Origin of the sequence: Cnuibacter physcomitrellae, assembly GCF_014640535.1 — a bacterium.
Lineage (GTDB): Bacteria > Actinomycetota > Actinomycetes > Actinomycetales > Microbacteriaceae > Cnuibacter > Cnuibacter physcomitrellae.
This window is the reverse complement of record NZ_BMHD01000001.1, coordinates 2162687-2185790: the sequence shown is the minus strand read 5'-3', so window position 1 is coordinate 2185790 and position 23104 is coordinate 2162687. Positions and strand designations below refer to the sequence as shown.

Below are 23104 nucleotides of genomic sequence, written 5' to 3'. Positions count from 1 at the left end.
TCCGTGCCCCTCCGGCCGCACGCTCACCCTCCCTCGGCGCGCTCTCGCGCGCCCCGACGAGACGGACATCATGACCACCTACCGACTCCGCACGCCCGTCGAGGCGACCCTCCAGGACCAGGCCTTCTGGCTCCAGGACACCCACTCCTCCGCTCCGTCCTTCGAGCCGCTCACCGAGCGGATCACCGCCGACGTCGCGATCGTCGGCGGCGGCCTCACCGGGCTGTGGACCGCGATCCGGCTGCGGCAGACGCATCCCGAGCTCTCGGTCGTGGTGCTGGAGGCGAGCACCTGCGGGTCGGGGGCGTCCGGCCGCAACGGCGGCCAGGTGCACTCCTGGTTCGAGCGGCTCGACCAGCTCTCCGCCGTGGTGGGCGACGAGGAGGCGCTGCGCCTCGCCCGCGCGTCGGCGGAGGCGATCGACGAGCTGCGGCAGCTGCAGGAGGACCGCGAGCTCGACCTCGGCCTCCGGCTGGACGGCTGGGTCTGGACCGCCAGCTCGAGAGCGCAGGAGGGCGCGTGGGACGAGGCTCTCGCCCGCGGCGCGGAGGTGGGGGAGGACTCGTACTCCCGGCTGAGCGCGTCCGACCTGGCCGCGCGGGTGGGGCCGAGCGCCTCGTACGTCGGCGTCGTCGAGGAGCGCGGCGGGAGCCTGCATCCGGGTCGGATGATGCGCTCCCTGGCGCGGTGGGCCGACCGTCTCGGCGTCGTCATCCACGAGCACACCCCCGTCCGGTCGATCACGGACGGGGCCCGGGCTCGTCTCGTCACCGACCGCGCGACCGTCGACGCGGACCGCGTCCTGGTGGCGACGAACATCTGGGCGTCGTCCATCCCCGAGCTCCGGAAGCGCATGTTCGTCGTCGACAGCGAGGTCGTCGCCACCGCCCCCATCCCCGATCGTCTCGACGCCCTCGGCTGGCGCGGCGGCGAGGCCATCTGCGACGCGCAGCAGCAGGTGCTGTACTACCAGCGCACCTCCGACGGCCGCGTCGTCTTCGGGCGGGGCAGTGGGCGCACGCTGTTCCGCGATCGCGTGACCGCCGCGTTCAACCGCAGGCCGGAAGGCGCGCCGCTCGCCGTGGCCGAGCTGGCCCGGGTCTATCCGCAGCTGGCGGATGCGCCGATCGAGTACAGCTGGACCGGCGGCATCGACTGCGTGCCGAGCCACATCCCGCAGATCGGACGGCTGCGCGGCGCGAGGTCGGTGTTCTACGCCTACGGCTGGAACGGGACCGCCCTGGCGCAGATCCCCGCGTGCTCGCGCATCATCGCCGCGATGCTCGCGGGCGACGACGACGAGTGGGGCCGCAGCCGCCTCATCGACCAGCCGGACCCCGCCACCCTGCCGCCCGAGCCCATCCGCTGGATCGGGGCCAACGTGGTTCGCTGGGCGGTCGTTCGCAAGAATCGGGCCGAGATCCGCAACCGCAGGCCGGGCTGGTTCGTGCGCGCCCTCATCCGCTTCATGCCGTCCACGAGCGAGCACTGAGGCCCGCGATGCTGAGGATCGACGGAGTGTCGAAGACATACGACTGGGGTTCGCGCGAGGCGATCCCCGCCCTCCTCGGGCAGGAGCCCGACGGGCAGCCGGTCGCCGAGGTCTGGTACGGCGCGCATCCCACCGCACCGAGCCCGGTGCCTGCGGCTGGGACGACCCTCGACCGGCTGCTCGCCGACCGCGCAGACGAGTACTTCGCGGGCGGCGCGGGGGAGCTCGCGTACCTGCTGAAGCTGCTGGCCCCCGGCCAGCCGGTCTCGTTGCAGGTCCATCCCTCGACCGAGCTCTCGGCGGCGGGGTACGCGGACGAGAACAGCGCAGGCGTCCCGTTGGATGCGCCGCACCGCACGTTCAAGGATCCGCACGCGAAGCCGGAGATGGTGTTCGCGGTGACGCCGTTCCGGGGGATGGTCGGATTCCGGCCGCTCGACGAGGCGGTCGCCCTGCTGTCCGGGCTCGGGTCGTCGCCCGCTCCCGCGGTGCTCGAGCGGCTGCGGGCGGGGGAGCTCCGCTCGGCCTTCGAGGCGCTGGTGCTCGTGAACGGTGATCCCGGGCCGCTCATCGAGGAGGTGGTGGCGCGGGGTGACGAGGTCGGTGCTGTCGTCGCCGAGCTCGCCGGCCACCATCCCGGGGATGCGGGCGCGCTGGCGCCTCTGCTGCTCGCGGTGTGGAGCCTGGACCCGGGCGAGGCGCTCTTCGTCCCCTCCGGTGTGCCGCACGCCTACCTCTCGGGCGTCGCCGTGGAGCTGATGGCGAACTCCGACAACGTCGTGCGCGCGGGCCTCACCCGGAAGCACGTCGACCGGCGGGCGCTCCTGGAGGCGACGGACTTCGAGCGGGCCGTCGCGGTGGAGCGACCTCTCGTCGAGGGGCCGGTGCGCACGATCGCGCCCGAGGGGAGCCCGCTGCGGCTGGTCTCCGCGACCCTCGAGGGGTCGACCGCGCTCCTCCCGCTCGCGTCGGAGGGTCCGGCGATCGTCCTCGGCGTGAGCGGTCGCGTGCAGGTCGCGACGTCCGTCGAGTCGCAGCAGCTCGATCCCGGGCAGGCCGTCGTGGTCGCCCCCGCGGAGGGCGCGGTCGCCGTCTCGGGCACGGGCCTCGTCGTCGCCGCCTTCGCCGTGTGAGCTCGAGCGGGCGGGCGGGCTACAGCGCGCCGGGGGCGAGGCCGAGGGCGCTCGCGACGGCGGTGCGGATGAGGGCGGAGCGGTCGGCGTCGGTGCGGTACGCGACGCGGCTGTAGGCGTTGGTGGCGTCGATCAGAGCGAACAGCACCAGGCCCACGTGCTCGGGGTCGCCCGAGGGGAACGCGCCCGACGCCCGGCCCGCGGCGACGATCGAGCTCGCGACGCCCTGCCAGGCGTCGAGGCAGTCGCGCGCGGCCGCGGCGAGCGAGGTGTTCCGCCGGGCCAGACTCCACGCGTCCGACCAGAGGGGCACGTCCTCGCGGTCCGGGGCGGCCACCACGCCCACCAGCAGACGCAGCTGCTCGAGCGGCGTCGCCGCACGCTCCAGGAGCGCCGACATCGCGGAGATCTCGCGCCGGGCGACGCGGTCGAACGTGGCCGTGACCAGCTCATCCATGCTCGGGACGTAGTGGGCGACCAGCGAGGGCGCGACCCCCATCCGCGCCGCCACCGACCGCACCGTGATCGCGGCGAGCCCCTCCGAGAGGGCGACCTCCTCGGCCGTCGCCGCGATCTGCGCCACGCGTTCCGCGGGCTGCATCCGGCGTCTCGGTGAGCGGCTCGGCGACGTCGTCGTCATGCCGACATGGTACGTCGGACTTGCGCTCTGTTGATCACATGTCCAACAATGGCCCGCATGGACAGCGATGTCGGGGCGGTTCACGCTCCTCAGAGATTCATCGTGGGCTACACCGCCGACGACCGCGGCTTCGAAGCGCTCGCCCTCGCCACGTCGCTCGCGCGTCGCGCCGACGCGGAGCTGGTGATCACGCTCATCCTGCGCCAGCCCTCGCCGTACAGCGGCGCCGAGTCGGGTCTCTACACGAACGACCCGATCGTCCGCGAGCGCGTGACCACGTGGGAGCGGGAGGCGCTCGCCTGCGTGCCCGACGGGATCCGCGCGCGCACCGAGCTGCGCGCCGCCGACGACGAGGCGAGCGGACTGCTGGACGCGGTGGCCGAGCACGACGCCTCCGTCATCGTCATCGGAGCCCGGTCCAATCCGTTGCTGCAAGCGATCGCGATCGGCAGCACCGCCAACGCCCTGTTGCACTCCTCCGAGGTGCCCGTCGCCCTGGCGCCCGTCGGCTACGGCCACACCACGGGGGTCACCCGGGTCACCGCCGTCTACGGCACGCGCCCCGGCGCGGCCGCCGTCGTGGGCACCGCCGTCGAGGCGGCCGATCGGCGCGGGGTGCCCCTCCGGCTGCTCAGCCTGCTGCCCGCCGACGAGACCGCGGAGACGGTCGTGGACGAGGCCGCCGAGCAGGTCCGCCGCTTCGGGGGCGAGGCTCTCGGGTCCCGCGCCGAGGAGGTGCTCGCCCGCGAGGCGACCACCGTCGAGGTGGTCGGCGGCACCGACCTCGAGGATGCGGTCACCCGCGTCGACTGGATCGACGGCGAGATCGCCCTCGTCGGGTCGAGCCGGCTCGCGCCGCGCGGCCGCGTCTTCATCGGCAGCACGGCGCAACGGCTGATGCGACGCATCCCGACACCCCTCATCGTCATCCCCCGCGACTACAGCTACGGCCCGGCCTCCGTCTGACGGCGGCCACGACAGCAGGGCGAAGGAGCCACATGACCAGCCAGAAGACCTCGACCGAGACCGCCCCTCCCGGCGGGGAGGCCCAGCGCGAGACGTTCCACGCCAAGGGCCTGAGCGTCGCGAAGGTCGGCGCCATCGGCGGTGCGATCATCGGCATCTCGTGCATCGCCCCCGCGTACACGCTCACGTCCGGCCTCGGGCCGGTGGTGAGCGTGGTGGGTCTCCAGGTGCCCGCCGTGCTGCTCATCGGCTTCATCCCGATGCTGCTCGTGCTTTTCGGATACCGCGAGCTCAACTCGGCCATGCCCGACTCCGGCACGAGCTTCACCTGGGCCACGCGCGCCTTCGGTCCGTGGATCGGCTGGATGGCGGGATGGGGACTCATCGCGGCCACCATCCTCGTGCTCTCGAACCTGGCGGCCGTCGCGGTCGACTTCCTGTTCATCCTGCTGTCGCAGATCACCGGCAACCCCGACATCGCCGACCTCACCGGCGAGCTCTGGCTTAACATCCTGATCACGGCTGTGTTCACCGCGCTCGCGGCCTGGATCAGCTACCGGGGTGTGGAGGCCACGCAGAAGGTGCAGATCGCCCTCGTCGGGTTCCAGCTGCTCGCGCTCGGCTGGTACGTGGTCGCGGCGTTCGTCGCGATCGGCAGCGGCAACGCCTACGACTACACGCCCGTCACGCTCGACTGGTTCAACCCGTTCGCCGCCGAGGGCGGGCTCACCGCGATCACGGCCGGCGTCTCGCTCTCGATCTTCCTGTTCTGGGGCTGGGATGTCGTGGTCACCATGAACGAGGAGGCGAAGGACCCCAAGCGCACGCCCGGCCGTGCCGCGCTCATCACGATCCTCGTCATCGTGGCGCTGTACATGCTCGTCACGATCGCCACCCTGTCGTACGCGGGCATCGGCGACACCGGCCTCGGCGCGGGCAACCCGGAGAACCAGGAGTCGATCTTCGCGGTGCTCTCGTCGCCGATCATGGGCCCGTTCGCCATCCTGATGTCGATCGCGATCCTGTCGTCGTCGGCGGCGTCGCTGCAGTCGACGATGATCTCCCCGTCGCGGACGCTGCTCGCTATGGGCTACTACGGGGCGCTGCCGCCGTCGTTCAAGCGGATCAGCCCCCGTTTCAAGTCGCCGTCGGTGGCGACGATCGCGTCCGCGGTCACCGCGATCGTGTTCTACACCGTGATGCGCCTGCTGTCGGAGAACGCCCTGTGGGACACCATCACCGCCCTCGGCCTGATGGTCTGCTTCTACTACGGGCTGACGGGCGTGGCAGCGTTCTGGTTCTTCCGGCGCACCTGGTTCCGCTCGGTGCGGAACGTGTTCTACCGGTTCCTGTTCCCGCTGCTCGGCGGCCTGGCGCTGCTCGCCATGTTCGTGAAGACGGCCGTCGACTCGTACGCGCCCTCCTACGGATCCGGATCCGCCCTGTTCGCGACCACCTACGACGCCGACGGGGTCGCCCAGGACGGCGTCGGACTCGTGTTCGTGATGAGCATCGGCATCCTCGTGCTCGGCGTCATCATCATGGCGGTCTGCGCGGTGCGGAACCCCGCCTTCTTCCGCGGCGCGATCCTCCCGCGCGCCGCCGCCCCCGCGGGGGAGTAGAGCGTTGCGCCCCGACGGGCGCAACGCGACGCCGAACAGCGAGAAGGCGCCCTTCCCACGCGTGGGGAAGGGCGCCTTCTCGCTGTTCGACGGTGGTGGTCAGCCCGAGGGGTTCTCCACGGGAGTGCCGTCGGGCTCGGTGCCCTCGTCGGGGTCGACCTCGTCGGGCGTCGGGGTGTGCTCGGGGCGCGGCTCCGTGCCGCTCGTGTCACTCACCGGTCGCGCTCTCGTCAGGCTCCTCGGGGCCGCCGCCCGAGACGGTGTCCTCGCCGTCCTGGGCCGCGCTGCCGTCGGACGACGAGCCGTCGGGCAGGTCGTCGGCGTCGGGTCGTGCGGTGTCGTCGCTCATGTCACTCCTTCGATCGTGGCGGTCGGATGCGGTCAGTCTGACGCGGTCACTCCGCGCCGTTGACGGGGTTGCCGTCCGGCCCGAAGTCGGTCTCGGGGGCGAGGAGGTCGTCGCCCTCATCGGCGGACCCATCGGCGACGCCCTGGGTGTCCTCCTCGTGGTTGAAGTGCGACCCGTCGGGCACGTGTCCGGCCGCCAGACCGTTCGGGTCGTCCGGTATCGTGCCGTCCTTGCCGAGGCCGTCGCCTCCGGCGGTACCTTCGTCGCTCATCCGCTGTCTCCTCCTCTGCCCGGCACGACCGGGCTCCTCCTTCGAGCCTGGTCCGCCCCGCCCCCATCCGCACGCTCTCCCCAGCTTCTGTGGAGCGGGTTGCGTCCGTTGCCAGCACCGAGGTCGCTCCCACGGCCTCGATGGCGCGCTGAGCGGGCGCAACCCGCACGGCCCCGGCTCGAGCGACGTGCGGGGAGCGGGCGAGGGGTCGATCACGTCGCTCACCGACATCAAGACGTTCTCGCTGTGGGGTCAGGACAGCGAGCTCGCCGAGGACAGCATGGTCACCCATCCGCACGCTCTCCCCAGCTTCCCCGCAGGGGGCTTCGGAGTCACGCCCGCTGCCGGCCCTTCGAGGTCGAGCGAGGGCCGGACGGGAGGGTCGCGAGCCAGCCGGATCGGATGCGGGCCCGCCGTAGGAACACCAGGCCGGTGACGATGATCGCCGTGTGGAGGGCGATGAAGATCGTGTTCGACACGATCGAGTAGCCCTGGCTGATCATGTAGACGTCGTGCCCGATCCCGCGCACGACGGAGAGGGCGCAGACGAGCAGGACCACCGGTTCGAACCATCGCGGCACGAACGAGACCGCGATGAGGAACGCGCCGAGGACCAGCTCCTCGAGTCCGAACATGAACAGGTAGTCGACGAAGCCCGCCCACGCGGGGCCGTCGAGCGCGCCGTCGAACCCGGGGACGAGCTGCTCCACCCGGCCCGTGTTGATCGCAGGGATGAACGTGCTGCCGAGGACGAGATAGACCATGCCGACTGCTCGGCACCACCATGCCAAAGATTTCATGAGTGCACTGTAACATTCACCAGTACCATGTACTAGTGAATTGAAGGAGCCCATCATGACCATCGGCGACGACCTGCGGGACGCATCGACCTCCACCCCCGCCGCACGACCCGGACGACGGCCCGCCTGGGGTGTCTGGGGCGGCGGGCTGATCACGGTCGGCGGCACCCTGCTGCTCATCGCGACGCTCGTGGAGGTGCCGCTCCAGGAGGACGCGTCGGGCGCTCTCCTCGCCCTGTTCGCCGTGCTCTTCCTGGGCAGCGCGGTGGCGCACGCGCTGGCGATGGTGCCCCTCTCCGGCGGGCGGACCGGCGCCGACGGGATCGTCGGCGGTTCGATCATCGGGCGACTCGCGGTGCTCGGCTTCGGCGCGGTGTTCCTCACGTCGCAGACGGTCTACTTCGTCGTCACGTACGCGCTGCCCCCGGTCGACGACTACTCGGGTGCCCTCGTGCTCACCCTCGTGCTGAGCGTCACGCAGCTGCTGCTCCTGCTGGTCGCCTCTCTCGTGGTCCTCCGTGCCGGGGTCGCCGTCGGCGCGGCCCGCTGGGCTCTGCTCGCCCTCACCGTGGTCGCCGTCGTCACCGGGGCCGTCGCGAACGCCGCCGACAGCCTCGCGGTCGCCACGGTGGCGCTGCTGTGCTCGACCGGGGCGCAGATCGTCGTCGGCCTGGTCCTCGCGACGACGAGGGGCCGAGACAGGTAACGTCGAGGCCATGGCCCGCGCGTACAGCTCACCTCGCCGAGCGGCGGAGGCGGCCTCCACCCGTGCGGCGATCATCGCGGCGGCCGCGAAGCTGTTCGTCCGAGACGGCTACGCGGCGACCTCGCTCAAGGCGATCGCGACGGAGGCGAACGTCGCGGTCCCCACCGTGCAGCTGCAGGGCAGCAAGCACTCCCTTCTCATCGCCGCCTTCGAGGTCGCGTTCGCCGGGGACGAGGGGAAGCACTCCCTGACCGAGAGGCCGAGCCTGGTCTCGATCATGTCCGAGCCCGACCTGGCGACCGCGATCGACAGGTACGTCGAGTTCCTCGACGACGCCAACCAGCGTGCGGCCGGGATCGTCCGGGCGATGGCTGCGGCGGCGGACGCCGACCCGGCGGCGCGCGCCGCCTACGAGGAGCTCGAGCAGCGACGCCACCGCGACATGCTCCTCGCTGCGGGCTGGTTCGCCGGCCGGGGCGTCATCCCCGAGGAGCGCGTCGCGGAGGCCGCGGACGTGCTCGGGTACATCACCAGCGCCGACGCGTACCTGCACTTCACACGGGCCAGGGGCTGGACGCGCACCCAGTGGCGCAACTGGACGGCGAACCAGCTGGCGCACCTGTCCGACCAGCTGGGCGGCCTCTAGGTCCGCGGGTCACCGCCGGCGCGTCGAGACGGCGGCCTCCACGTCGTCGACCAGCCCCCGCGCGCCGCGTGCGGCGCTGATCGAGGCGCCGAGGGCGGCGCTCCGTCGGGCGAACGACGGGTCGTCCAGCAGCCGGCGGACGGCGGTGCCCACCTGGTCGGGCGTGGGGCGTCCGGTACGGAGATTGACACCGACTCCCGACCACTCCACGCGAGCGGAGGTCTCGACCTTGTCCTCCGAGTCGCCCGCGATGACGATGGGCACCCCGTACCGCATCGCGTGATGAAGCCCGCCGTAGCCTCCGTTGGTCACGAACACCGAGGTGCGCGGCAGCAGGGCCTCGTAGTCGAGGTACGACGCCGCGAACGCGTTCGAGGGGAGCGGGGGCAGGCCGTCGAGTGCTGCTCCGCCCGCCGACACCACGACCTGGACCCGCTCGTCGGCGAGAGCGGCGAGCGTCGGCTCGATCACCTCCGAGAAGTCGGTGTTCGCGACGGTCCCCTGGGTCACGTGCACGAGCGGGGTGCCCTCCTGCAGGCGAGGCCACCACTCGGGCGGCGGGCCTGGGCGGCGAGCAGGTCCGGCCATCGGCCCGTAGAACCTCAGGGCGTCGGGCGCGTCGCTCCGCGGGTACTCGAACTCCGGCACCGTGAACTGCGCGAGCAGGTCGCTTCGAGCGAGCACGTCCATGAAGAAGGAGCCGTCCAGGGTCGGGGCGCCCACGCTCTCCAGGAAGCGGTCGAGCGCCTTGTGGGCCGGGGCGAGGACGAGCTTGGCCGTCCGGTTGAGCACCGCATCCCGCATCCGACCCCATGCGCGGTTCGAGGAGGGGATGATGCCGAGGCCGTACGGCGGGCAGTCGCGGCTGGAGAAGCCGGCCGGTCCGATCCCGCACATCACCATCAGCGGGCGGTCGTCGGCCGGCCGGGCGAACAGCGCCTGCACCCCGAGGAACGTCATGTCGTGGAGGACGACCTCCGCGGGCTCCTCCTCCAGGAGTCGCAGCACGGCGTCCGCGGCGGCGTAGGCGGGGCGGACGAAGGCCTCCTCGACCCCGAGGTTGATGGTGGCCCGGCCGCGGTTGCGCTCACCCGTGCCCACCTCGTCGAGGGTGTCGGCCTCGGCCGGCAGCTGCGCGTACTCGGCGCCCGCCGCCTCGACCTGGGCCCGATAGCGGCGCCCGGTGAGGAACCGGACCCGCCAGCCTCGCCGCAGCAGCTCTTCCGCGACGACCAGCATCGGACCGACGTGTCCCACCGCCGGCATGCTGCACAGCAGCGCCGTGCGTCCCTCCCGTGCCATATTCACTATGTCACCATAACATCGAATCTAGCGGTCTCGACAGGGGGCCTGGGGGCGCCACCGAGGTGGTGGGACGCTGATCAGATGACGCACCCCGGTGGCAGCGACCGATCCGACCTCTCGTCGTGGTGGGTCGACCTGCTCGCCGACGAGCTCGGCGACTGTGCGTCCGTGGACCGTGCTGTCGGGCCGGCAGAGGGCATCGCCGTCGTCACCCTCACGCCGTTCCGGGCGGAGGCGCTGGCGATGAGGATCGTCGTCGGCGACGGGAGCGTCCCCGAGATCGAGTTCGGCACAGCGCGGCCGTTCGTCTGCGCGGGAGTCCCGACGGAAGACGGCGTGGGCGGCATCGATCCGTCGAACCAGCTCGGTGTCATGGTCGCCGCCGTCATCACCGACGGCGCCGCTCTGGTGCGGACCAGGTTTACTCGGCGCACGCTGGTGCTCGGACACGGCGATCGTGACGAGGAGGTGGCGGATGCCCGCGTGCTCCACCGGTGGCCGCCCTACGCCGACGACTACGTGATGTCCACGGTGTTCCGCCAACCCCCGGAGTACGCGACGCTGCCCCGCCGGGCGTTCATCCTGCCCGGGGTGGTCGCGCGGCCGTAGAGGCCGGGATCAGCGCTGGCCGCGGAAGAGCTTCCAGACGACGACGATCGCCGTCCAGACGATGCCGAGGCTCGCCAGCCCGAGCAGACCGACGTAGAGCAGCTCCAGCGCGGTGTAGTCGACCTCCATGTCGCTCCCTACTCGATCTCGCCGGCCGCGAGGGCGTCGGCGTACTTGCGGATGTCGGGGCCGGGCTCGAAGTCGATGAAGCGGTTCTCGAGCAGGCCGATGAGAGCAGCGTACAGCGCATCGGAACCCTCCTCACGTCGATCGCGGAGGCTCAGCACCGCCTCGCGGAGGACGCGGTCGGCGTCGTCGAGGATCTTCGTGTGCGCCTGCTCGTTCCAGACGATCTCGTCTTCGGTCATGCGCCGGACCCTACGCCTGCTCTCGGTGGATGGCGCGGGCTCGCTCCGGGTGGGAGCGGGATGCGAGCGACCGGGGCAGGCTCGGAGCATGGCTGACGACGACGAGGACGCGACGACTTGGGACGAGTTCCGGGAGGCGGTGAACATGACGCCCAAGCAGCTCGATCGGTGGCTCGGCACCGACGAGTCGAAGGAGGTCGGCCAGAAGGGCGGCGGATCGGAGTCGGTCGGGCACCGGAGCGGGCGGCACATCATCCGCATCCTCGAGAAGAGGAAGGCCGATCTCACGAGCGCCGACTACGCGCACATGCGCAAGGTCGTCGGATACGTGCATCGCCACCTGGAGCAGCGCCCGTCGGGCGACGTCACCGAGACGCCCTGGCGCTACTCGCTGATGAACTGGGGCCACGATCCCGAGAAGTCCTGAGCCGGGCCCGCCCCGTCAGGAGGCGCGCAGATACTGCTCGAGCGCGTCGCGCAGGATCTCGCTCGCTCCGCGGCCCTCGGCGGCGATGCGCAGCTCGAGGAGCTCGTCGAGCTGCGCCGGGAGCCGCACCTGCCGCTTGCGCGACGGGCCGTCGCCGACGGTCCCGCTGAGGCTCGGCCGTCCGGGGCCGGTGATGCGGTCGAGCTCCTCCTCGGTCATCACCGACAGGAGCAGCTCGCGTCCCTGTCGCGCCGCCTCCGCTCCGACGTACACGGTCGCGTTGCTCGTGTCGGGCTCGTAGTCGTCGCGCTCGACGTCGGCCGCCCAGGCGGCGTAGAACTCCTCCTGTTCGGGAGTGGTCGGCCAGCCGGTGAGGGCGTCGAATGGCTCCGGCGCTCGGTCGTCGCGCGATGTCGATTCGCTCGTCACTGTCTCTCCCTTGCCATCCGGATCGCCCGCTCCGCTATCGACCTTCGCAGAGGCATCGCGTGGAACACCGTGACCCTCTCCGCGACCGCATCGACGTCGAGCAGGACCTCGAGAAGGGTCCCGTCGGCCGTGTGTCCCACATACAGGTCGACCCTGCCCGTGCTCGGCGGCCTCGGCGGGTCGAAGTCCCGTATGACCAGCTCCGGTCGATCGACGACGTGCATCACGTCTTCCCTCGCTACGCCGTGCTTCGCGGCGCTCTGCACCCAGTACGTTCTTCCCACGGATAATGTACTCCAGAATCCCTCGTGGGGTCCAGAGTCGCAGGGCGTGGTCTCACGCGGGGGAGCGCTACCCGATCTGCGGAGAACGTCTGCTCCTTGGCGAACTGTGCAGGAGCGGAGCCGCGGGTCAGGCGGAGGCGAGCTCGCGGCGGAGGGCGTCGGCGAAGGCGTCGACGTCGGCCTCGGTGGTGTCGAACGAGCACATCCAGCGCACCTCGCCCGTCGCGGGGTTCCAGTCGTAGAAGCGGAACGACTCCCGCAGGCGGTCGGCGACCCCGGCGGGCAGGATCGCGAACACCGCGTTCGCCTGAGTCTCCTGCGTCAGCGTCACACCCGGCAGCCCCTCCACGGCCGAACGCAGCCGCTGGGCCATCCCGTTCGCGTGCGACGCCGACCGGAGCCACAGGTCGGTGCCGAACAGGGCGATCAGCTGCGCGGACACGAAGCGCATCTTCGACGCCAGCTGCATGTCGAGCTTGCGGAGGAAGGGGATGCCGTCGACCGCATCCGGGTTCAGGACCAGCACGGCCTCGCCGGCGAGCATCCCGTTCTTGGTGCCGCCGAGCGAGACGACGTCGACGCCCGCGTCGGTGGTGAAGGCGCGGAGCGGCACACCGAGGGAGGCGGCGGCGTTGGAGATCCGCGATCCGTCGAGGTGCACCCGCATGCCGAGCGAGTGCGCGTGCTCGGTGATCGCCGCGACCTCGTCGACCGTGTAGGCGGTGCCGAGCTCGGAGGTCTGCGTGATCGACACGGCGAGCGGCTGGGCACGGTGCTCGTCGCCCCATCCCCAGGCCTCGACGTCGATGAGCTCGGGGGTGAGCTTCCCGTCGGGGGTCGGCACGGTGAGCAGCTTGAGGCCGGCGACCCGCTCAGGGGCGGCGTTCTCGTCGGTGTGGATGTGCGCGGTGGTCGAGCAGACCACCGCACCCCATCGGGGCAGCATCGACTGCAGGGAGACCACGTTCGCGCCGGTTCCGTTGAAGACGGGGAAGGCCTCGGCGCGGTCGCCGAAGTGCTCGCGCATGACCGACTGGAGGTGCTCGGTGTAGACGTCCTCGCCGTAGGAGATCTGGTGGCCGCCGTTCGCCACCGCGATGGCCTCGAGCAGCTCGGGGTGGACCCCGGCGTAGTTGTCGGAGGCGAAGCCCCGGCGGTCGGCGTCGTGCAGTCTCTCGATCACCCGCAACAGTCTGCCAAACCCGAGCCGCACGTTCCTTGCATCGCGCGCCGGGTGCCGGGGGATCCGGCCGTCTAGGCGGCCATACCCCGCGTGATCTCGGCGATGGCGGACCAGTCGAGCCGCGCGAGCTCCTCGTCGGCGAGCGCGCTCTCGAACATCGACCGCAGCGTCGGCGCCGTCGGGAGCGCGACGCCCAGCTCGGCCGCTGCGGCCTCGGTGAGCCCCAGGTCCTTGAGCCCGAGGGGCACGGTGAAGCCCGGCGGCGAGTAGCGCCGATCCGCGATCATCGGCCCGTACCCGGTGTAGGCCGATCCGGTGAACGCGGCATCCGTGAGCACGTCGACGAACAGCCGCGGGTCGACGCCGCCGCTCTCCACGAGGGCGATCGACTCGGCGAGGGCCTGCAGGGCGTGGATGAGGGTGAAGTTCACGCCGATCTTGACCAGGTTCGCCTGCTCCGGGCGCTCTCCGAGGAACCACGTGCGCTTGCCGAGCAGATCGAGGGTTCCCCGCGCTCGTTCGAGCGCGGTCTCCGATCCGGCCGCGACGATGTTCAGTGCGCCCGCCTCGGCGACCTGCGCCCGGCCCAGCACCGGCGCCGCCAGGTACTCCACGCCGGCGAGCGCGTGCAGCTCGGCCAGGCGGCGTGCGGCGGCGAGGCTCACGGTGGCCATGTTGACGTGCACCGCCCCCGGCCGGGCCGCCGCGAGCGTCGCCTCGTCGAACACCGCCTCGACGGAGGCGTCGTTCGCCAGGATCGAGATCGTCACGTCCGCCGCGAAGCAGTCCTCGGGACGTGCCGCGGCGACCGCGCCGAGCGCCACCGCCTCCTCGACCGGCCCCGCCGAGCGGTTCCACACCGTCACGTCGACCCCGGAGGCGAGGAGGCGGCGCGCCATGGCGCCGCCCATCGTCCCGAGGCCGACGAGACCGACGGTGGCCCGGACGGACCCGTCGGCCCCGTCGACTCCGACGCCGGACATCAGCCCGCCTGCGGGCGGTTGAGGTGCGACTGGCTGCTGCGCAGCGGGTTGAGCGGGCCGTTGATCGTGAAGTAGCGGGTGCCGCCTGCGATCATGAGGTCCTCCGCGGGGAACTTTGTGATGACCTGGCAGCCGGTCTCGGTGACCACGACCTCCTCCTCGATGCGCGCAGCGCCGATGCCGTCGGCGGAGGGCCAGTAGGTCTCGAGCGCGAACACCATCCCGGCCTGCAGCACCTCCGGGTGGTCGAGGGACACCAGCCGCGAGAAGATCGGCTTCTCCCAGATGGAGAGTCCGACTCCGTGGCCGTACTGGAGCGCGAACGCCGCCTCCTCGTCGGGGAAGCCGAACTCCTGCGCCGTGGGCCACACCGAGACGATGTCGGCGGTCGTCGCTCCCGGCCTCACCAGATCGATCGCGTTGTCCATGTACTCGCGAGCCCGCACGTACGCGTCACGCTGCGCCCGGCTGGCGGATCCGACGGCGAAGGTGCGGTAGTAGCAGGTCCGGTAGCCGTTGAAGCTGTGGAGGATGTCGAAGAAGGCGGGGTCCCCGGGTCGGATGATGCGGTCGGAGTAGACGTGCGGATGCGGCGAGCAGCGCTCGCCTGAGATGGCGTTGACGCCCTCCACGTACTCGGAGCCGAGGTCGTAGAGCGTCTTGGCGACGAGCCCGACGGTCTCGTTCTCGCGCACGCCGGGTCGGAGGAACTCGTAGAGGTTCTCGTAGGCTGCGTCCACCATCGATGCGGCCTGGGTGAGCAGCGTGATCTCGTCCTGCGTCTTGATCCGCCGGGCCTCCATGAAGATCTGCTGTCCGTCGATCACGGTGATGCCCGCCTTCTGCAGGGCGAACAGGATCGGCAGCTCGATGACGTCCACGCCCAGCGGCTGATCCGCGAGGCCGAACTTCTCGAGCTCGCGCTTGATCTTCGCCGCGACCTCGTCGGCGATGCCCGCGTCCGGGCTGAAGGCGCCGCGGAGGGTGGAGATGCCGGCCCGGGCGCCGCTCTCGGCGCGCGGCCGCGTGGCGCCGTGGTGAGGCGCGTGCGGGTCGGCGTCCATCTCGGCGTGCGTCTGGTTCAGCCAGGGGTTGAACAGCTGGTGGTGCTTCGCGGCGGATCCGAAGTCCCAGGAGATGGGGTCGGAGTTGCGGGTGAGGAGCGCGAACCGGATGAGCTTGTCCATGGCCCACGTCCCGATGTGGGTCGCGGTCATGTACCGGATGTTCGAGAAGTCGAACGCCAGGACGGCGCCCGCCTCGGACCTCTCGAGCTCGTGCCGCAGTCGGGCCAGTCGCTCCGACCGGAGCCGGTCGAAGTCCGTCCGTGCCTCCCAGTCGACCGCCATGGTCCCCGTGGTCGCTGTGCTGATCGCCATCGATCCTCCTCGTTCGTCGTGGAACGAGGACCAGTCTGTCGCGTATTACTTCACATGTAAAGTGCTACTACACATCTTCTCGACGGTCCGGGGATTCGTAGTGGCTCCCCCGGTCGAACAGCGTGCCCAGGGCGGTGTGGCCCGACTCCAGCCGCTCGAACAGCTCCCTCGGATGCGCGAATCCGTGGCGCCCCACGACCGCCCAGATGGCCACGCAGTCGACGTCGTACGGGTTGCTGATGCGATGCGGGATCGTGGAGTCGAAGGACAGGCTGTCGCCCTGCTGGAGCGTGTCGGCGTCGAACCCGACCTGCAGGTCGATCTGGCCGCTGAGGACGTGCAGGTACTCCCAGCCCGAGTGGCGCATCATGTCGTCGGCCGAGTTGGACTCGCTGCCCGACGAGTACGTGACGCGCAGGAACTCCACGAGCGGGTCGTCGCGGGTGGTCAGCCGCTCCCAGCGGACCCCGTCGACGCGGATGTCGGGAGCGGTTCCGGCCCGCTGCAGGCCGGGGATGGAGGACGAGGTCAGGCGCTCGGCGTCGGGGATCGTGGTGGCGGCGGGCCCCGGCATCGTGGCCGCGGACGCCCGCTCCGGTGGGGTCCCCGTGACCGCCGTCGCGAGCAGGCCGTCGAGCGAGAGGTCGAGCTCGGCCACGATCGTGTACAGCGTCCCGATCGAGGGCGTGGCCCTGCCGAGCTCGACCTGCGAGATGAAGCTCGCCGAGACGCCCACCCGCCGTCCCATCTCCCGGAGCGAGATGCCCTCGTGCAGGCGGGCCTCCCGGATGGCGGCGCCGATCCCGGGCGCACCGTTCTCCCGGACCGCCTCGGCCAAGCGCTCCTTGGGACTGCTCGATCGCACCATCCGGATCCTGCCCCCTGTTCGGTCGACCCCCTCAGAGTAGACCGCGGAGGGGTGGGGATCCCCTGTAGCTCCCCACCCCCGTCTGTGGAGCGCGTCGCGCTCGTTCATGCCCCGGGCGGACGCGGCGTGGGCTGGAAGGCCAGCAGACGCCATCCGTCCGCCTCGCGCACCCAGACCGAGAGCGTCACGCTCTCGAGGGCGACCGGCCGGCCCGCGAGCTCGATGTCGGCGCTCATGGTGGCGACCAGGAGGGCCGTGTCGCCGACGACCACGGTGTCGAGGACCTCGCGGTCGACGCGGAGGTAGCGGAGCGACCCGTCGTCGACCTTGGCCAGGAGGTCCGCCTTCGAGTCCCGCGCCCCGCTGGAGTGGCCGTAGCCCAGCCGGTCGTGCAGGAGGTCGTCGAGACGGTCCACGTCGCCGGCCAGGAGGGCGACCCAGCGGTCGTCCTCGCGGTTCGCGACGACGGCCGCGTCCTCCTCCCCGGTCACTGGGGGATCCTCCTGCGCCGCCGCAGCCGCACGGCCATGGGGAGCACGGCGGCGACGAAGACGAAGATGCCCTGCAGCCAGTACTGCCACGACAGGTTCACGTTGAGGAAGGGCAGGGCGCTCGTGATGGTCTGGAGGAGCAGCGCCGCGGCAGCCACGGCGAGCGCGGAGCCGGATCCGCCGAAGATGCTGACGCCGGCGATCACGATCGCGGTGACGGAGGTGAGCGTCAGCGCTTGACCGACCCCGGCGTCGCCGATGCCCGTCTTGGTGAACAGGACGATGCCGGCGATCGAGGCGAGGACCCCCGACGCGACCGTCGCGAGCAGGCGCATCCTGGGCACGTTCACGCCCATCCGGTTCGCCTTGACCGGGTCGGACCCCGCGGCGCGCAGGCCGCGTCCGACACCGGTGTTCGTGAGCGCGAGCCAGAGCACCACGGCGATCACCACAGCGACGACGAGGACGAGGGGGATGCCCGCGATCGCGGTGCCGAGCGCGGTCATCAGGTCGGCGCTGGCCTGCCCGCCCGGCTGCGGTCGGAGCAGCTGGGCGGTGCCGAGCACCGCGATCGACGAGACGAGGGTGGCGATGACGGGAGGCATGCCCAGGCGCGTGATCAGCAGGCCGTTCACCACCCCGACGAGGGCGCCCGCGACGATGGCGACCACCATCCCCACGACGAGCAGGCCCGGCCCGCCCGCGCCGAAGAACGACACGATCACGGCGCCGAGCGCGACCACCGATCCGATCGACAGGTCGATGCCGCCCGTGATGACGACCACGAGCTGCGCCAGTCCGACGAGCACGAGGATGGCGCCAGCGGCCAGCAGCTGACCCAGGCTGAGCGGGCTCAGGAAGGAGGGGGCGATGCCCGCGGTCACCAGCGCCAGCGCCGCGGTGATGAGGACGAGGCCCACGGTCTGGACCTCGCCGCGCTGGTAGAACGGCAGACCCTTGCGCGAGGTCAGCTGTGCCGCGTCCGTCTCCTCGGAGAGGGAGGTCTCGGTGGAGAGGACCGCCGCGCCGGTGATCTCGCGCTCCGTCAGCCGTGGCCCGGTGAGCTCGGCCTGCACGCGTCCTCGTGAGAAGACCACGACGCGGTCGCAGAGCCCCTCGAGCTCCACGGCGTCGGTCGAGAGGATGACCACGGCCATCCCGTCGTCGGCCATGGCTCGGAGGAATGAGTAGATCTCGACGCGGGCGCCGGCGTCGACGCCCTGCGTCGGGTCCTCGACCAGCAGCACCGCGGGGCTGCCGAGGCGAGCCCGGGCGAGCAGCACCTTCTGCTGGCTGCCGCCGCTGAGCGATGTCACGGGCGTCTCGAGCGTGGGCGTCTTCACCGCCAGGCCGCTGATGGCCTGCTCGGTGAGCTGCGTCTCGAGGCGCGGCGAGACGAACCCCGCGGGCATCGCCCGCGAGATGTTCGGTGCGATCACGTTCTCGCGGACGCTGAGCTGGCCGAACATCGCCTCGCCCAGCCGATCGCCCGGCAGGTACACGATGCCCTCCTTGGCCGCCCGCTTGGACGTCAAGGAGCGGACGTCGCGACCCGCCACGGAGAGCGATCCGGAGGAGCGGACGGCGCCGGCGAGAGCCTTCATGAACTCCCGCTGCCCGTTGCCCTCGACTCCGGCGAGCCCCACGATCTCGCCTCCGCGGGCGACGAAGTCGACGTCGCGGAAGGCCTTTCCGGAGAGGCCGCCCGTCGTGAGGACGGCCGGAGCCTCCTCCGCCGTGGCCTTGTCGGGGAACGTGGTCTCGAGCGATCGGCCCACGATGAGCTCGACGATCTCGTCCGCGTCGTAGTCGGAGACGGCGCCGCGTCCGACGACCCGCCCGTCGCGGAGGACCGTCATCCGGTGCCCGATGGCGAGCACCTCGGGGATGCGGTGGGTGATGTAGACGACGGCCGAGCCCTTCGCGAGCAGGTCGCGGACCTGGACGAAGAGCCACTCGGTCTCGTCGGCGCCCAGCGCCTCGGTCGGCTCGTCGAGGATGAGGACGCGCGGCTCGGAGGCGAGGGCCGCCGCGATCTCGACCAGGTGGGCCTCGCGTTGGGAGAGGGCGGACACACGCTGCCGGACGTCGATCTCGAGGCCCAGCCCGGCGAAGAGCTCGGCGATCCAGGTCGTGGCGGTCCGCCTCGGCGGACGGACGGAGTCGGGCAGCAGGAGCAGCATCGCGTCGACCACCGTGAGCGAGGGGGCGAGCGCGGGGATCTGGTAGACGATCGCCAGTCCCTCCTCGCGGGCCTCGCGGGGATGCATGCGGGAGCGGGTGGTGCCGCCGAGGTCGATCGTCCCCGTGTTGGGGACGACCGACCCGGCAGCGACGCCGACCAGCGTCGACTTCCCCGCTCCGTTCTCTCCGAGCACGGCGTGCACCTCACCGGCGAGGACCTGGAGGTCGACGCCGTCGAGAGCACGGACTCCCGGGTACTGCTTGCCGATGTCGGAGAGGGTGAGGAGGGCCGTGGAGCGGCCGGCGTTCTCGTCCATCAGTTCGCGAACGCCTTCTCGATCTCGTCGGGCGTGAGGAGCGACGACGGGGAGCCGTCATCCGGTGCTCCGGACTGGCAGACGTCGGACGGGTTCTTGGCCCCCTGGGTCTTGCCGGAGGAGTCCTCGGCCAGCGACAGGTCGTAGATCGACGGCTCGGTGTCGGAGGTGCCGGAGATCGAGGCGAGCGCCTTGCGGAGCGCCACCCGTCCCACCCAGGTGCGGGAGGACACGGTCGCGAGCTCGTACGAGGGGTTCGCGGCCTTGAGCGCCTCGAACCCGCAGCTCAGGCTGTTCTGGTCGGTGGTCGCGATGGGCGGCAGCGGGATGCCCGCGGCCTGGTAGGCCCGGATCACGCCGTCGGTGGAGGCGCCGTAGTCGGAGATGACCGCGTCGATCTTCGGGTACTGCGAGAGCAGACCGCTCATCGCCTGCTGGGCCTGGGCGGGATCCCAGTTCGTGGTGACGGGATCCTGGGTGAGGAGGGTGATCTGCGGGTTCTTCGCGAAGACCTCCTTGATGCCCTCGAGCTCCTGCGAGGAGACCGCGCTGCCCGCGGGGCCGCCGAGGAACACGACGTTGCCGCCCTTCTCGCCCAGCTGGTCGACGACCCACTGAGCCCAGGTGCTGCCGCTGAACTGGGGGGACCAGTCGGCGTAGTCGAGGTAGTCGGTGCCGGCGGTGCCCTGGGGGTCGGAGGCGAAGGCGACCACGGTCGAGCCGGACTGCACGGCGCCGCGCAGGGCGGAGAGGTGGGCCTCGCCGGGGCCGGCGTCGGGGATGACGAGCACGATGTCGGTGCCCTTGGCGGCCATGCTCGTGATGGCGGCGGTGGTGGCCTGGAGGTCGCCGCGGCCGGCCTCGTAGTCGACGCTGGTGATCGCGGGGCACTTCGCCGCCTCGGACTCGATCTCGGCGCGGACGGTCTTCGACCAGGAGTTGGTGCCGTACCCGTCGACGACCCCGAGGGTGATCTGCCCGTCCTTCGGGCAGATCGAGGAGATGTCGGCGAACTCGTCCACCGTGCCCACCTTGCCCACGGCGATGTCGGCGCTGCTCGACGTCGACGTCGTGCCGCTGGAGTTGGTGGAGGAACAGCCGCCCAGGAGGACGGTGAGAGCAGCGACGGTGAGGGCGCTGCCGACCGCGAGAGCGCGGCGTGGTGCTGATGGTTTCATCGTGATGACTCCTCTTCGAGTGCTTCGGGTGCTACGGGTGTTTGGGCAGGGGTCGTGGGGCGGGAGAGCAGCCCCCGCAGGCGGGAGGTGTTGCCGCCGAGCTTCAGCTGGACGACGATGCCGACCGCGATGATGACGGCCTGGATGATGTTCTGGGCGGCCGTGGTCTGGGTGAAGGTCTGCACGAGCTGGCCGAGCTGACCGAGGAACAGGGCGCCGAGGGCCGTGCCGACGACGCTGCCGCGCCCTCCGGTCAGCGCCGTCCCGCCCAGGACGACGGCGGCGATGGACGGCAGCAGGTAGGCGTCGCCCGCGGTGAGCGTGGGCGAGCGGAGCAGCCCGGCGAGGAGCACCCCGCAGGCGCCCGCCAGCATCGCCGAGAGGGTGTACGCGCCGACGACGTAGACGTTGGTCGGCAGGCCGATGATGCTCGCAGCCCTGGGGTTGGAGCCCACGAGCTCGAACCGGCGGCCCGTGCGGACGGCCTTGAGCAGGATGTGCACCACCAGGACCACGGCGGCGGCGATCAGGGCGAGGACCGGGATGCCGATCCACCGCGAGAGCGAGAACTCGGCGAGCGAGTCGTCCACCTGGCCGCCGTAGCCGCCCGAGACGGCCTGCACGGTGCCGACCATGAGGGCGTTGCTCGCGATCGTGACCACGAGCGGCGGCAGCTTGAACAGCGCGATGACGAGACCGCTGAGCAGACCGAACAGCGCGGGGACCACGATGGCGAGGAGGATCGCGGCGGCGAGCCCGATCTGGTCCGGGCCGCCCAGCTTGGCGACCAGCAGGGCGCCGAGCGTGATCGCGCCCGGCACCGACAGGTCGAGGCCGCCCTGCTGGATGACGAGCGTCTGTCCGATCGCCACGACCGCGGTCAGGGCCGCGAACGGCAGCATCGACGACATGGCCGTGGGCGAGACGCTGCCCGGCGCGATCAGCGGACTCACCGCGAAGAGCACGGCGACCGCGAGGAGGGCGCGCGCCGCGGGCCAGGAGGCCACCCGAGCCCACGGGGTCACCCGTCGGATCTGCGGGCGCTCCTCGGAGCCGACCCGCGGTCGCGCGGAGTCGATGCTCATGCGTGGGCCACTTCGGGGTGCCAGGCGCCGTCCACCGACGCCGACGGCATCTCGGACAGGATGTAGTCGCGGGCCGCCGCGGCATCGTCGCGGAGCTTGCGCACGTCGACGTCGACCAGGCGGCCGTCCCGCTTGCGGATCACGCCGTCGACGACGACGTCGCGCACGAGTCCGGGGTGTGCGTTGTAGACGATGCTCCCGAACGGGTTGTTGAGCGGCGACATGGCGAGCGTGTTGCCGTCGACGACGATCACGTCGGCGGCCTTGCCGACCTCGAGCGATCCGGTCTTCGCGCCGAGTCCGGCGGCCGTCGCCCCGTCGAGCGTCGCGAACTGGATGACGTCCTGGCACTCGAGGCTGATCCGCTCGATCACCGCGCCGGCGTCCACGAGCTCCTGGTTGTCGGCCGCGCGCTGCAGTCCGATCGCCGTCCGCATGGTGCCGAACATGTCGCCGCCGTTCGAGCTGCAGACGTCGATCGAGAACGACGGGCGGACGCCCGCGGCCAGCAGACGACCGGTGGCCGGGTACCCGTGCCCCATCTGCGCCTCGACGTCGGGCGCGACGGACGCCGTCCCGCCGGTGGCCGCGATGATCCGGAGCTCCTCGTCGCTGAGCGTCGTGCAGTGCACGTACGTGGTCGTGTCGCTGAGCAGCCCGTCCTCCTGGAGCATCAGGATGGGGCGCATCTTGCCCCAGTGCCCGTCGCCGACGTGCACGGTCACGCGCAGGTCGAGGTCCTTCGCGAGCTGGTAGTCGGCGCGGTTCACCTCCCGGGTCGTGAACTGGGGGCCGCGGAGCGCGAGCGCCATGGTGACGAGCCCGTCGTTGGAGGCGAAGTGGCCCTCACGGAGCCTCGTCGCGTCCTCCCGGGGGTGCTCGACGGGGGAGGGGAGCGGACCGCCCCACTGCTGCGCTCCGCCGCCGTGCGCGAACACGGCGCGCATGCCGGTGTCCTCGAGCGCCTTCACGGCCGCATCCGCGTGCTCCGAGGTCCGGAGGTTGTGCGACCAGTCGACGAGCGTGGTGATGCCGGAGTCGAGGGCCTCGAGCCCGCCGAGGTAGTTGCTCACGTAGGTGTCCTCGGGCCGGAAGTGCCGGCTGAGGCCCGTGTGGAGCCCGACCATGTACTCGTCGAGCGACCAGTCGGAGGCGATGTTCCGGACGATGGCCTGCCAGGTGTGACGGTGGGTGTCGACGAAGCCCGGCATCACGATGCTGCCCGCGGCGTCGATGACCTCCGCGTCGGGGGCGACGATGCCCACACCGATCTCGGCGATCCGGCCGTCGCGGATGAGGACGTCGGTGCCGGGCTGGGCAGCGTCGCCCGCCCGCCCGGTCAGCACGGTTCCGCCGGTGATCAGGATGTCTCTGCTGGCGTTCATTGTC

General features: G+C 71.4%; 25 protein-coding genes. 8 read left to right on the top strand and 17 right to left on the bottom strand.

Going from position 1 to position 23104, the window contains the following annotated elements; all coding sequences use genetic code 11:
* Positions 1-70: 70 nt before the first annotated feature.
* Positions 71-1492, top strand: coding sequence for an NAD(P)/FAD-dependent oxidoreductase (locus tag IEX69_RS10160; protein WP_085020881.1), 1422 nt, complete (start codon positions 71-73; stop codon positions 1490-1492).
* 8 nt (positions 1493-1500) lie between these two features.
* The gene (gene manA, locus IEX69_RS10155) at positions 1501-2625 is read left to right on the top strand and encodes a mannose-6-phosphate isomerase, class I (protein WP_085020880.1); all 1125 of its coding nucleotides are present in this window, start codon (positions 1501-1503) and stop codon (positions 2623-2625) included.
* Positions 2626-2644: 19 nt separating this feature from the next.
* Here manA and IEX69_RS10150 read toward each other — a convergent pair whose 3' ends face one another.
* Positions 2645-3265: a TetR/AcrR family transcriptional regulator gene (locus IEX69_RS10150; RefSeq protein WP_157127305.1), complete on the bottom strand. Its 621-nt coding sequence runs from the start codon at positions 3263-3265 to the stop codon at positions 2645-2647.
* A gap of 102 nt (positions 3266-3367) precedes the next feature.
* On the opposite strand from IEX69_RS10150, the gene IEX69_RS10145 reads away from it, so the two are divergent.
* Together IEX69_RS10145 and IEX69_RS10140 are read left to right on the top strand one after the other, a co-directional pair.
* Positions 3368-4231, top strand: coding sequence for a universal stress protein (locus tag IEX69_RS10145; protein ID WP_174604529.1), 864 nt, complete (start codon positions 3368-3370; stop codon positions 4229-4231).
* A gap of 32 nt (positions 4232-4263) precedes the next feature.
* Positions 4264-5853 carry an APC family permease gene (locus tag IEX69_RS10140; protein ID WP_085020877.1) on the top strand — a complete coding sequence of 530 codons (1590 nt, stop codon included), beginning with the start codon at positions 4264-4266 and terminating at the stop codon, positions 5851-5853.
* Between the two features lie 208 nt (positions 5854-6061).
* Here IEX69_RS10140 and IEX69_RS10135 read toward each other — a convergent pair whose 3' ends face one another.
* The 3 genes from IEX69_RS10135 to IEX69_RS10125 all read right to left on the bottom strand — a co-directional run bounded on the left by IEX69_RS10135 (position 6062) and on the right by IEX69_RS10125 (position 7273).
* Positions 6062-6202: a hypothetical protein gene (locus IEX69_RS10135; RefSeq protein ID WP_174604527.1), complete on the bottom strand. Its 141-nt coding sequence runs from the start codon at positions 6200-6202 to the stop codon at positions 6062-6064.
* A 46-nt stretch (positions 6203-6248) separates the two neighbouring features.
* On the bottom strand, positions 6249-6473 hold the full coding sequence (locus tag IEX69_RS10130; protein WP_085020876.1) for a hypothetical protein: 225 nt from the start codon (positions 6471-6473) through the stop codon (positions 6249-6251).
* Positions 6474-6805: 332 nt separating this feature from the next.
* Positions 6806-7273 carry a BphX family protein gene (locus tag IEX69_RS10125; RefSeq protein WP_268235395.1) on the bottom strand — a complete coding sequence of 156 codons (468 nt, stop codon included), beginning with the start codon at positions 7271-7273 and terminating at the stop codon, positions 6806-6808.
* A gap of 55 nt (positions 7274-7328) precedes the next feature.
* Between IEX69_RS10125 and IEX69_RS10120 the strand changes: the two genes are divergently transcribed.
* Positions 7329-7979: a hypothetical protein gene (locus IEX69_RS10120; protein ID WP_085020874.1), complete on the top strand. Its 651-nt coding sequence runs from the start codon at positions 7329-7331 to the stop codon at positions 7977-7979.
* A gap of 10 nt (positions 7980-7989) precedes the next feature.
* A complete protein-coding gene (locus tag IEX69_RS10115) occupies positions 7990-8625 on the top strand; it encodes a TetR/AcrR family transcriptional regulator (protein ID WP_085020873.1) in 636 nt (211 codons plus the stop codon).
* A 9-nt stretch (positions 8626-8634) separates the two neighbouring features.
* Here IEX69_RS10115 and IEX69_RS10110 read toward each other — a convergent pair whose 3' ends face one another.
* Entirely contained in the window at positions 8635-9927 is a 1293-nt protein-coding gene (locus IEX69_RS10110) for a glycosyltransferase (RefSeq protein ID WP_085020872.1), read from the bottom strand.
* 84 nt (positions 9928-10011) lie between these two features.
* On the opposite strand from IEX69_RS10110, the gene IEX69_RS10105 reads away from it, so the two are divergent.
* A complete protein-coding gene (locus tag IEX69_RS10105; protein ID WP_085020871.1) occupies positions 10012-10539 on the top strand; it encodes a hypothetical protein in 528 nt (175 codons plus the stop codon).
* 137 nt (positions 10540-10676) lie between these two features.
* On the opposite strand, the gene IEX69_RS10100 is transcribed toward IEX69_RS10105, so the two are convergent.
* On the bottom strand, positions 10677-10907 hold the full coding sequence (locus IEX69_RS10100) for a hypothetical protein (protein WP_085020870.1): 231 nt from the start codon (positions 10905-10907) through the stop codon (positions 10677-10679).
* Positions 10908-10995: 88 nt separating this feature from the next.
* On the opposite strand from IEX69_RS10100, the gene IEX69_RS10095 reads away from it, so the two are divergent.
* A complete protein-coding gene (locus IEX69_RS10095; RefSeq protein ID WP_085020869.1) occupies positions 10996-11334 on the top strand; it encodes a DUF3140 domain-containing protein in 339 nt (112 codons plus the stop codon).
* A gap of 15 nt (positions 11335-11349) precedes the next feature.
* Here the strand turns inward: IEX69_RS10095 and IEX69_RS10090 are convergent, their stop codons facing one another.
* From IEX69_RS10090 to IEX69_RS10040, 11 genes are all read right to left on the bottom strand, one after another.
* Positions 11350-11763 (bottom strand): ribbon-helix-helix domain-containing protein, encoded by a 414-nt coding sequence (locus IEX69_RS10090; RefSeq protein ID WP_085020868.1) that lies wholly within the window; start codon positions 11761-11763, stop codon positions 11350-11352.
* Positions 11760-12029 (bottom strand): hypothetical protein, encoded by a 270-nt coding sequence (locus IEX69_RS10085; RefSeq protein ID WP_157127302.1) that lies wholly within the window; start codon positions 12027-12029, stop codon positions 11760-11762. Before IEX69_RS10085 ends, IEX69_RS10090 begins: the two co-directional genes overlap by 4 nt.
* 145 nt (positions 12030-12174) lie before the next feature.
* Complete coding sequence (locus IEX69_RS10080) at positions 12175-13230, bottom strand: threonine aldolase family protein (RefSeq protein ID WP_085020866.1); 1056 nt, start codon at positions 13228-13230, stop codon at positions 12175-12177.
* A gap of 71 nt (positions 13231-13301) precedes the next feature.
* Positions 13302-14213 carry an NAD(P)-dependent oxidoreductase gene (locus IEX69_RS10075; protein WP_085020865.1) on the bottom strand — a complete coding sequence of 304 codons (912 nt, stop codon included), beginning with the start codon at positions 14211-14213 and terminating at the stop codon, positions 13302-13304.
* Positions 14213-15592, bottom strand: coding sequence for a M24 family metallopeptidase (locus tag IEX69_RS10070; protein WP_157127301.1), 1380 nt, complete (start codon positions 15590-15592; stop codon positions 14213-14215). The genes IEX69_RS10075 and IEX69_RS10070 overlap by 1 nt, the downstream gene beginning before the upstream one ends.
* Before the next feature lie 67 nt (positions 15593-15659).
* Complete coding sequence (locus tag IEX69_RS10065; RefSeq protein WP_085020864.1) at positions 15660-16460, bottom strand: helix-turn-helix domain-containing protein; 801 nt, start codon at positions 16458-16460, stop codon at positions 15660-15662.
* Between the two features lie 104 nt (positions 16461-16564).
* On the bottom strand, positions 16565-16951 hold the full coding sequence (locus tag IEX69_RS10060; protein ID WP_174604523.1) for a nuclear transport factor 2 family protein: 387 nt from the start codon (positions 16949-16951) through the stop codon (positions 16565-16567).
* Positions 16948-19452 (bottom strand): ATP-binding cassette domain-containing protein, encoded by a 2505-nt coding sequence (locus IEX69_RS10055; protein WP_085020862.1) that lies wholly within the window; start codon positions 19450-19452, stop codon positions 16948-16950. Before IEX69_RS10055 ends, IEX69_RS10060 begins: the two co-directional genes overlap by 4 nt.
* Positions 19452-20630, bottom strand: coding sequence for a substrate-binding domain-containing protein (locus IEX69_RS10050; protein ID WP_085020861.1), 1179 nt, complete (start codon positions 20628-20630; stop codon positions 19452-19454). The genes IEX69_RS10055 and IEX69_RS10050 overlap by 1 nt, the downstream gene beginning before the upstream one ends.
* Positions 20627-21715 (bottom strand): ABC transporter permease, encoded by a 1089-nt coding sequence (locus IEX69_RS10045; RefSeq protein ID WP_085020860.1) that lies wholly within the window; start codon positions 21713-21715, stop codon positions 20627-20629. Before IEX69_RS10045 ends, IEX69_RS10050 begins: the two co-directional genes overlap by 4 nt.
* Positions 21712-23100 (bottom strand): amidohydrolase family protein, encoded by a 1389-nt coding sequence (locus IEX69_RS10040; RefSeq protein ID WP_085020859.1) that lies wholly within the window; start codon positions 23098-23100, stop codon positions 21712-21714. The genes IEX69_RS10045 and IEX69_RS10040 overlap by 4 nt, the downstream gene beginning before the upstream one ends.
* Positions 23101-23104: the final 4 nt, after the last annotated feature.

Excerpts from the sequence above, each read along its gene's own strand:
- IEX69_RS10130 (WP_085020876.1), bottom strand. The coding sequence starts at position 6,473 with ATGAGCGACGAAGGTACCGCCGGAGGCGACGGCCTCGGCAAGGACGGC.
- IEX69_RS10045 (WP_085020860.1), bottom strand. The coding sequence starts at position 21,715 with ATGAGCATCGACTCCGCGCGACCGCGGGTCGGCTCCGAGGAGCGCCCG.
- manA (WP_085020880.1), top strand. The coding sequence starts at position 1,501 with ATGCTGAGGATCGACGGAGTGTCGAAGACATACGACTGGGGTTCGCGC.
- IEX69_RS10140 (WP_085020877.1), top strand. The coding sequence starts at position 4,264 with ATGACCAGCCAGAAGACCTCGACCGAGACCGCCCCTCCCGGCGGGGAG.
- IEX69_RS10100 (WP_085020870.1), bottom strand. The coding sequence starts at position 10,907 with ATGACCGAAGACGAGATCGTCTGGAACGAGCAGGCGCACACGAAGATC.
- IEX69_RS10135 (WP_174604527.1), bottom strand. The coding sequence starts at position 6,202 with ATGAGCGACGACACCGCACGACCCGACGCCGACGACCTGCCCGACGGC.
- IEX69_RS10065 (WP_085020864.1), bottom strand. The coding sequence starts at position 16,460 with ATGGTGCGATCGAGCAGTCCCAAGGAGCGCTTGGCCGAGGCGGTCCGG.
- IEX69_RS10055 (WP_085020862.1), bottom strand. The coding sequence starts at position 19,452 with ATGGACGAGAACGCCGGCCGCTCCACGGCCCTCCTCACCCTCTCCGAC.
- IEX69_RS10075 (WP_085020865.1), bottom strand. The coding sequence starts at position 14,213 with ATGTCCGGCGTCGGAGTCGACGGGGCCGACGGGTCCGTCCGGGCCACC.
- IEX69_RS10110 (WP_085020872.1), bottom strand. The coding sequence starts at position 9,927 with ATGGCACGGGAGGGACGCACGGCGCTGCTGTGCAGCATGCCGGCGGTG.
- IEX69_RS10115 (WP_085020873.1), top strand. The coding sequence starts at position 7,990 with ATGGCCCGCGCGTACAGCTCACCTCGCCGAGCGGCGGAGGCGGCCTCC.
- IEX69_RS10070 (WP_157127301.1), bottom strand. The coding sequence starts at position 15,592 with ATGGCGATCAGCACAGCGACCACGGGGACCATGGCGGTCGACTGGGAG.
- IEX69_RS10125 (WP_268235395.1), bottom strand. The coding sequence starts at position 7,273 with ATGAAATCTTTGGCATGGTGGTGCCGAGCAGTCGGCATGGTCTATCTC.
- IEX69_RS10120 (WP_085020874.1), top strand. The coding sequence starts at position 7,329 with ATGACCATCGGCGACGACCTGCGGGACGCATCGACCTCCACCCCCGCC.
- IEX69_RS10095 (WP_085020869.1), top strand. The coding sequence starts at position 10,996 with ATGGCTGACGACGACGAGGACGCGACGACTTGGGACGAGTTCCGGGAG.
- IEX69_RS10050 (WP_085020861.1), bottom strand. The coding sequence starts at position 20,630 with ATGAAACCATCAGCACCACGCCGCGCTCTCGCGGTCGGCAGCGCCCTC.
- IEX69_RS10040 (WP_085020859.1), bottom strand. The coding sequence starts at position 23,100 with ATGAACGCCAGCAGAGACATCCTGATCACCGGCGGAACCGTGCTGACC.
- IEX69_RS10105 (WP_085020871.1), top strand. The coding sequence starts at position 10,012 with ATGACGCACCCCGGTGGCAGCGACCGATCCGACCTCTCGTCGTGGTGG.
- IEX69_RS10150 (WP_157127305.1), bottom strand. The coding sequence starts at position 3,265 with ATGACGACGACGTCGCCGAGCCGCTCACCGAGACGCCGGATGCAGCCC.
- IEX69_RS10160 (WP_085020881.1), top strand. The coding sequence starts at position 71 with ATGACCACCTACCGACTCCGCACGCCCGTCGAGGCGACCCTCCAGGAC.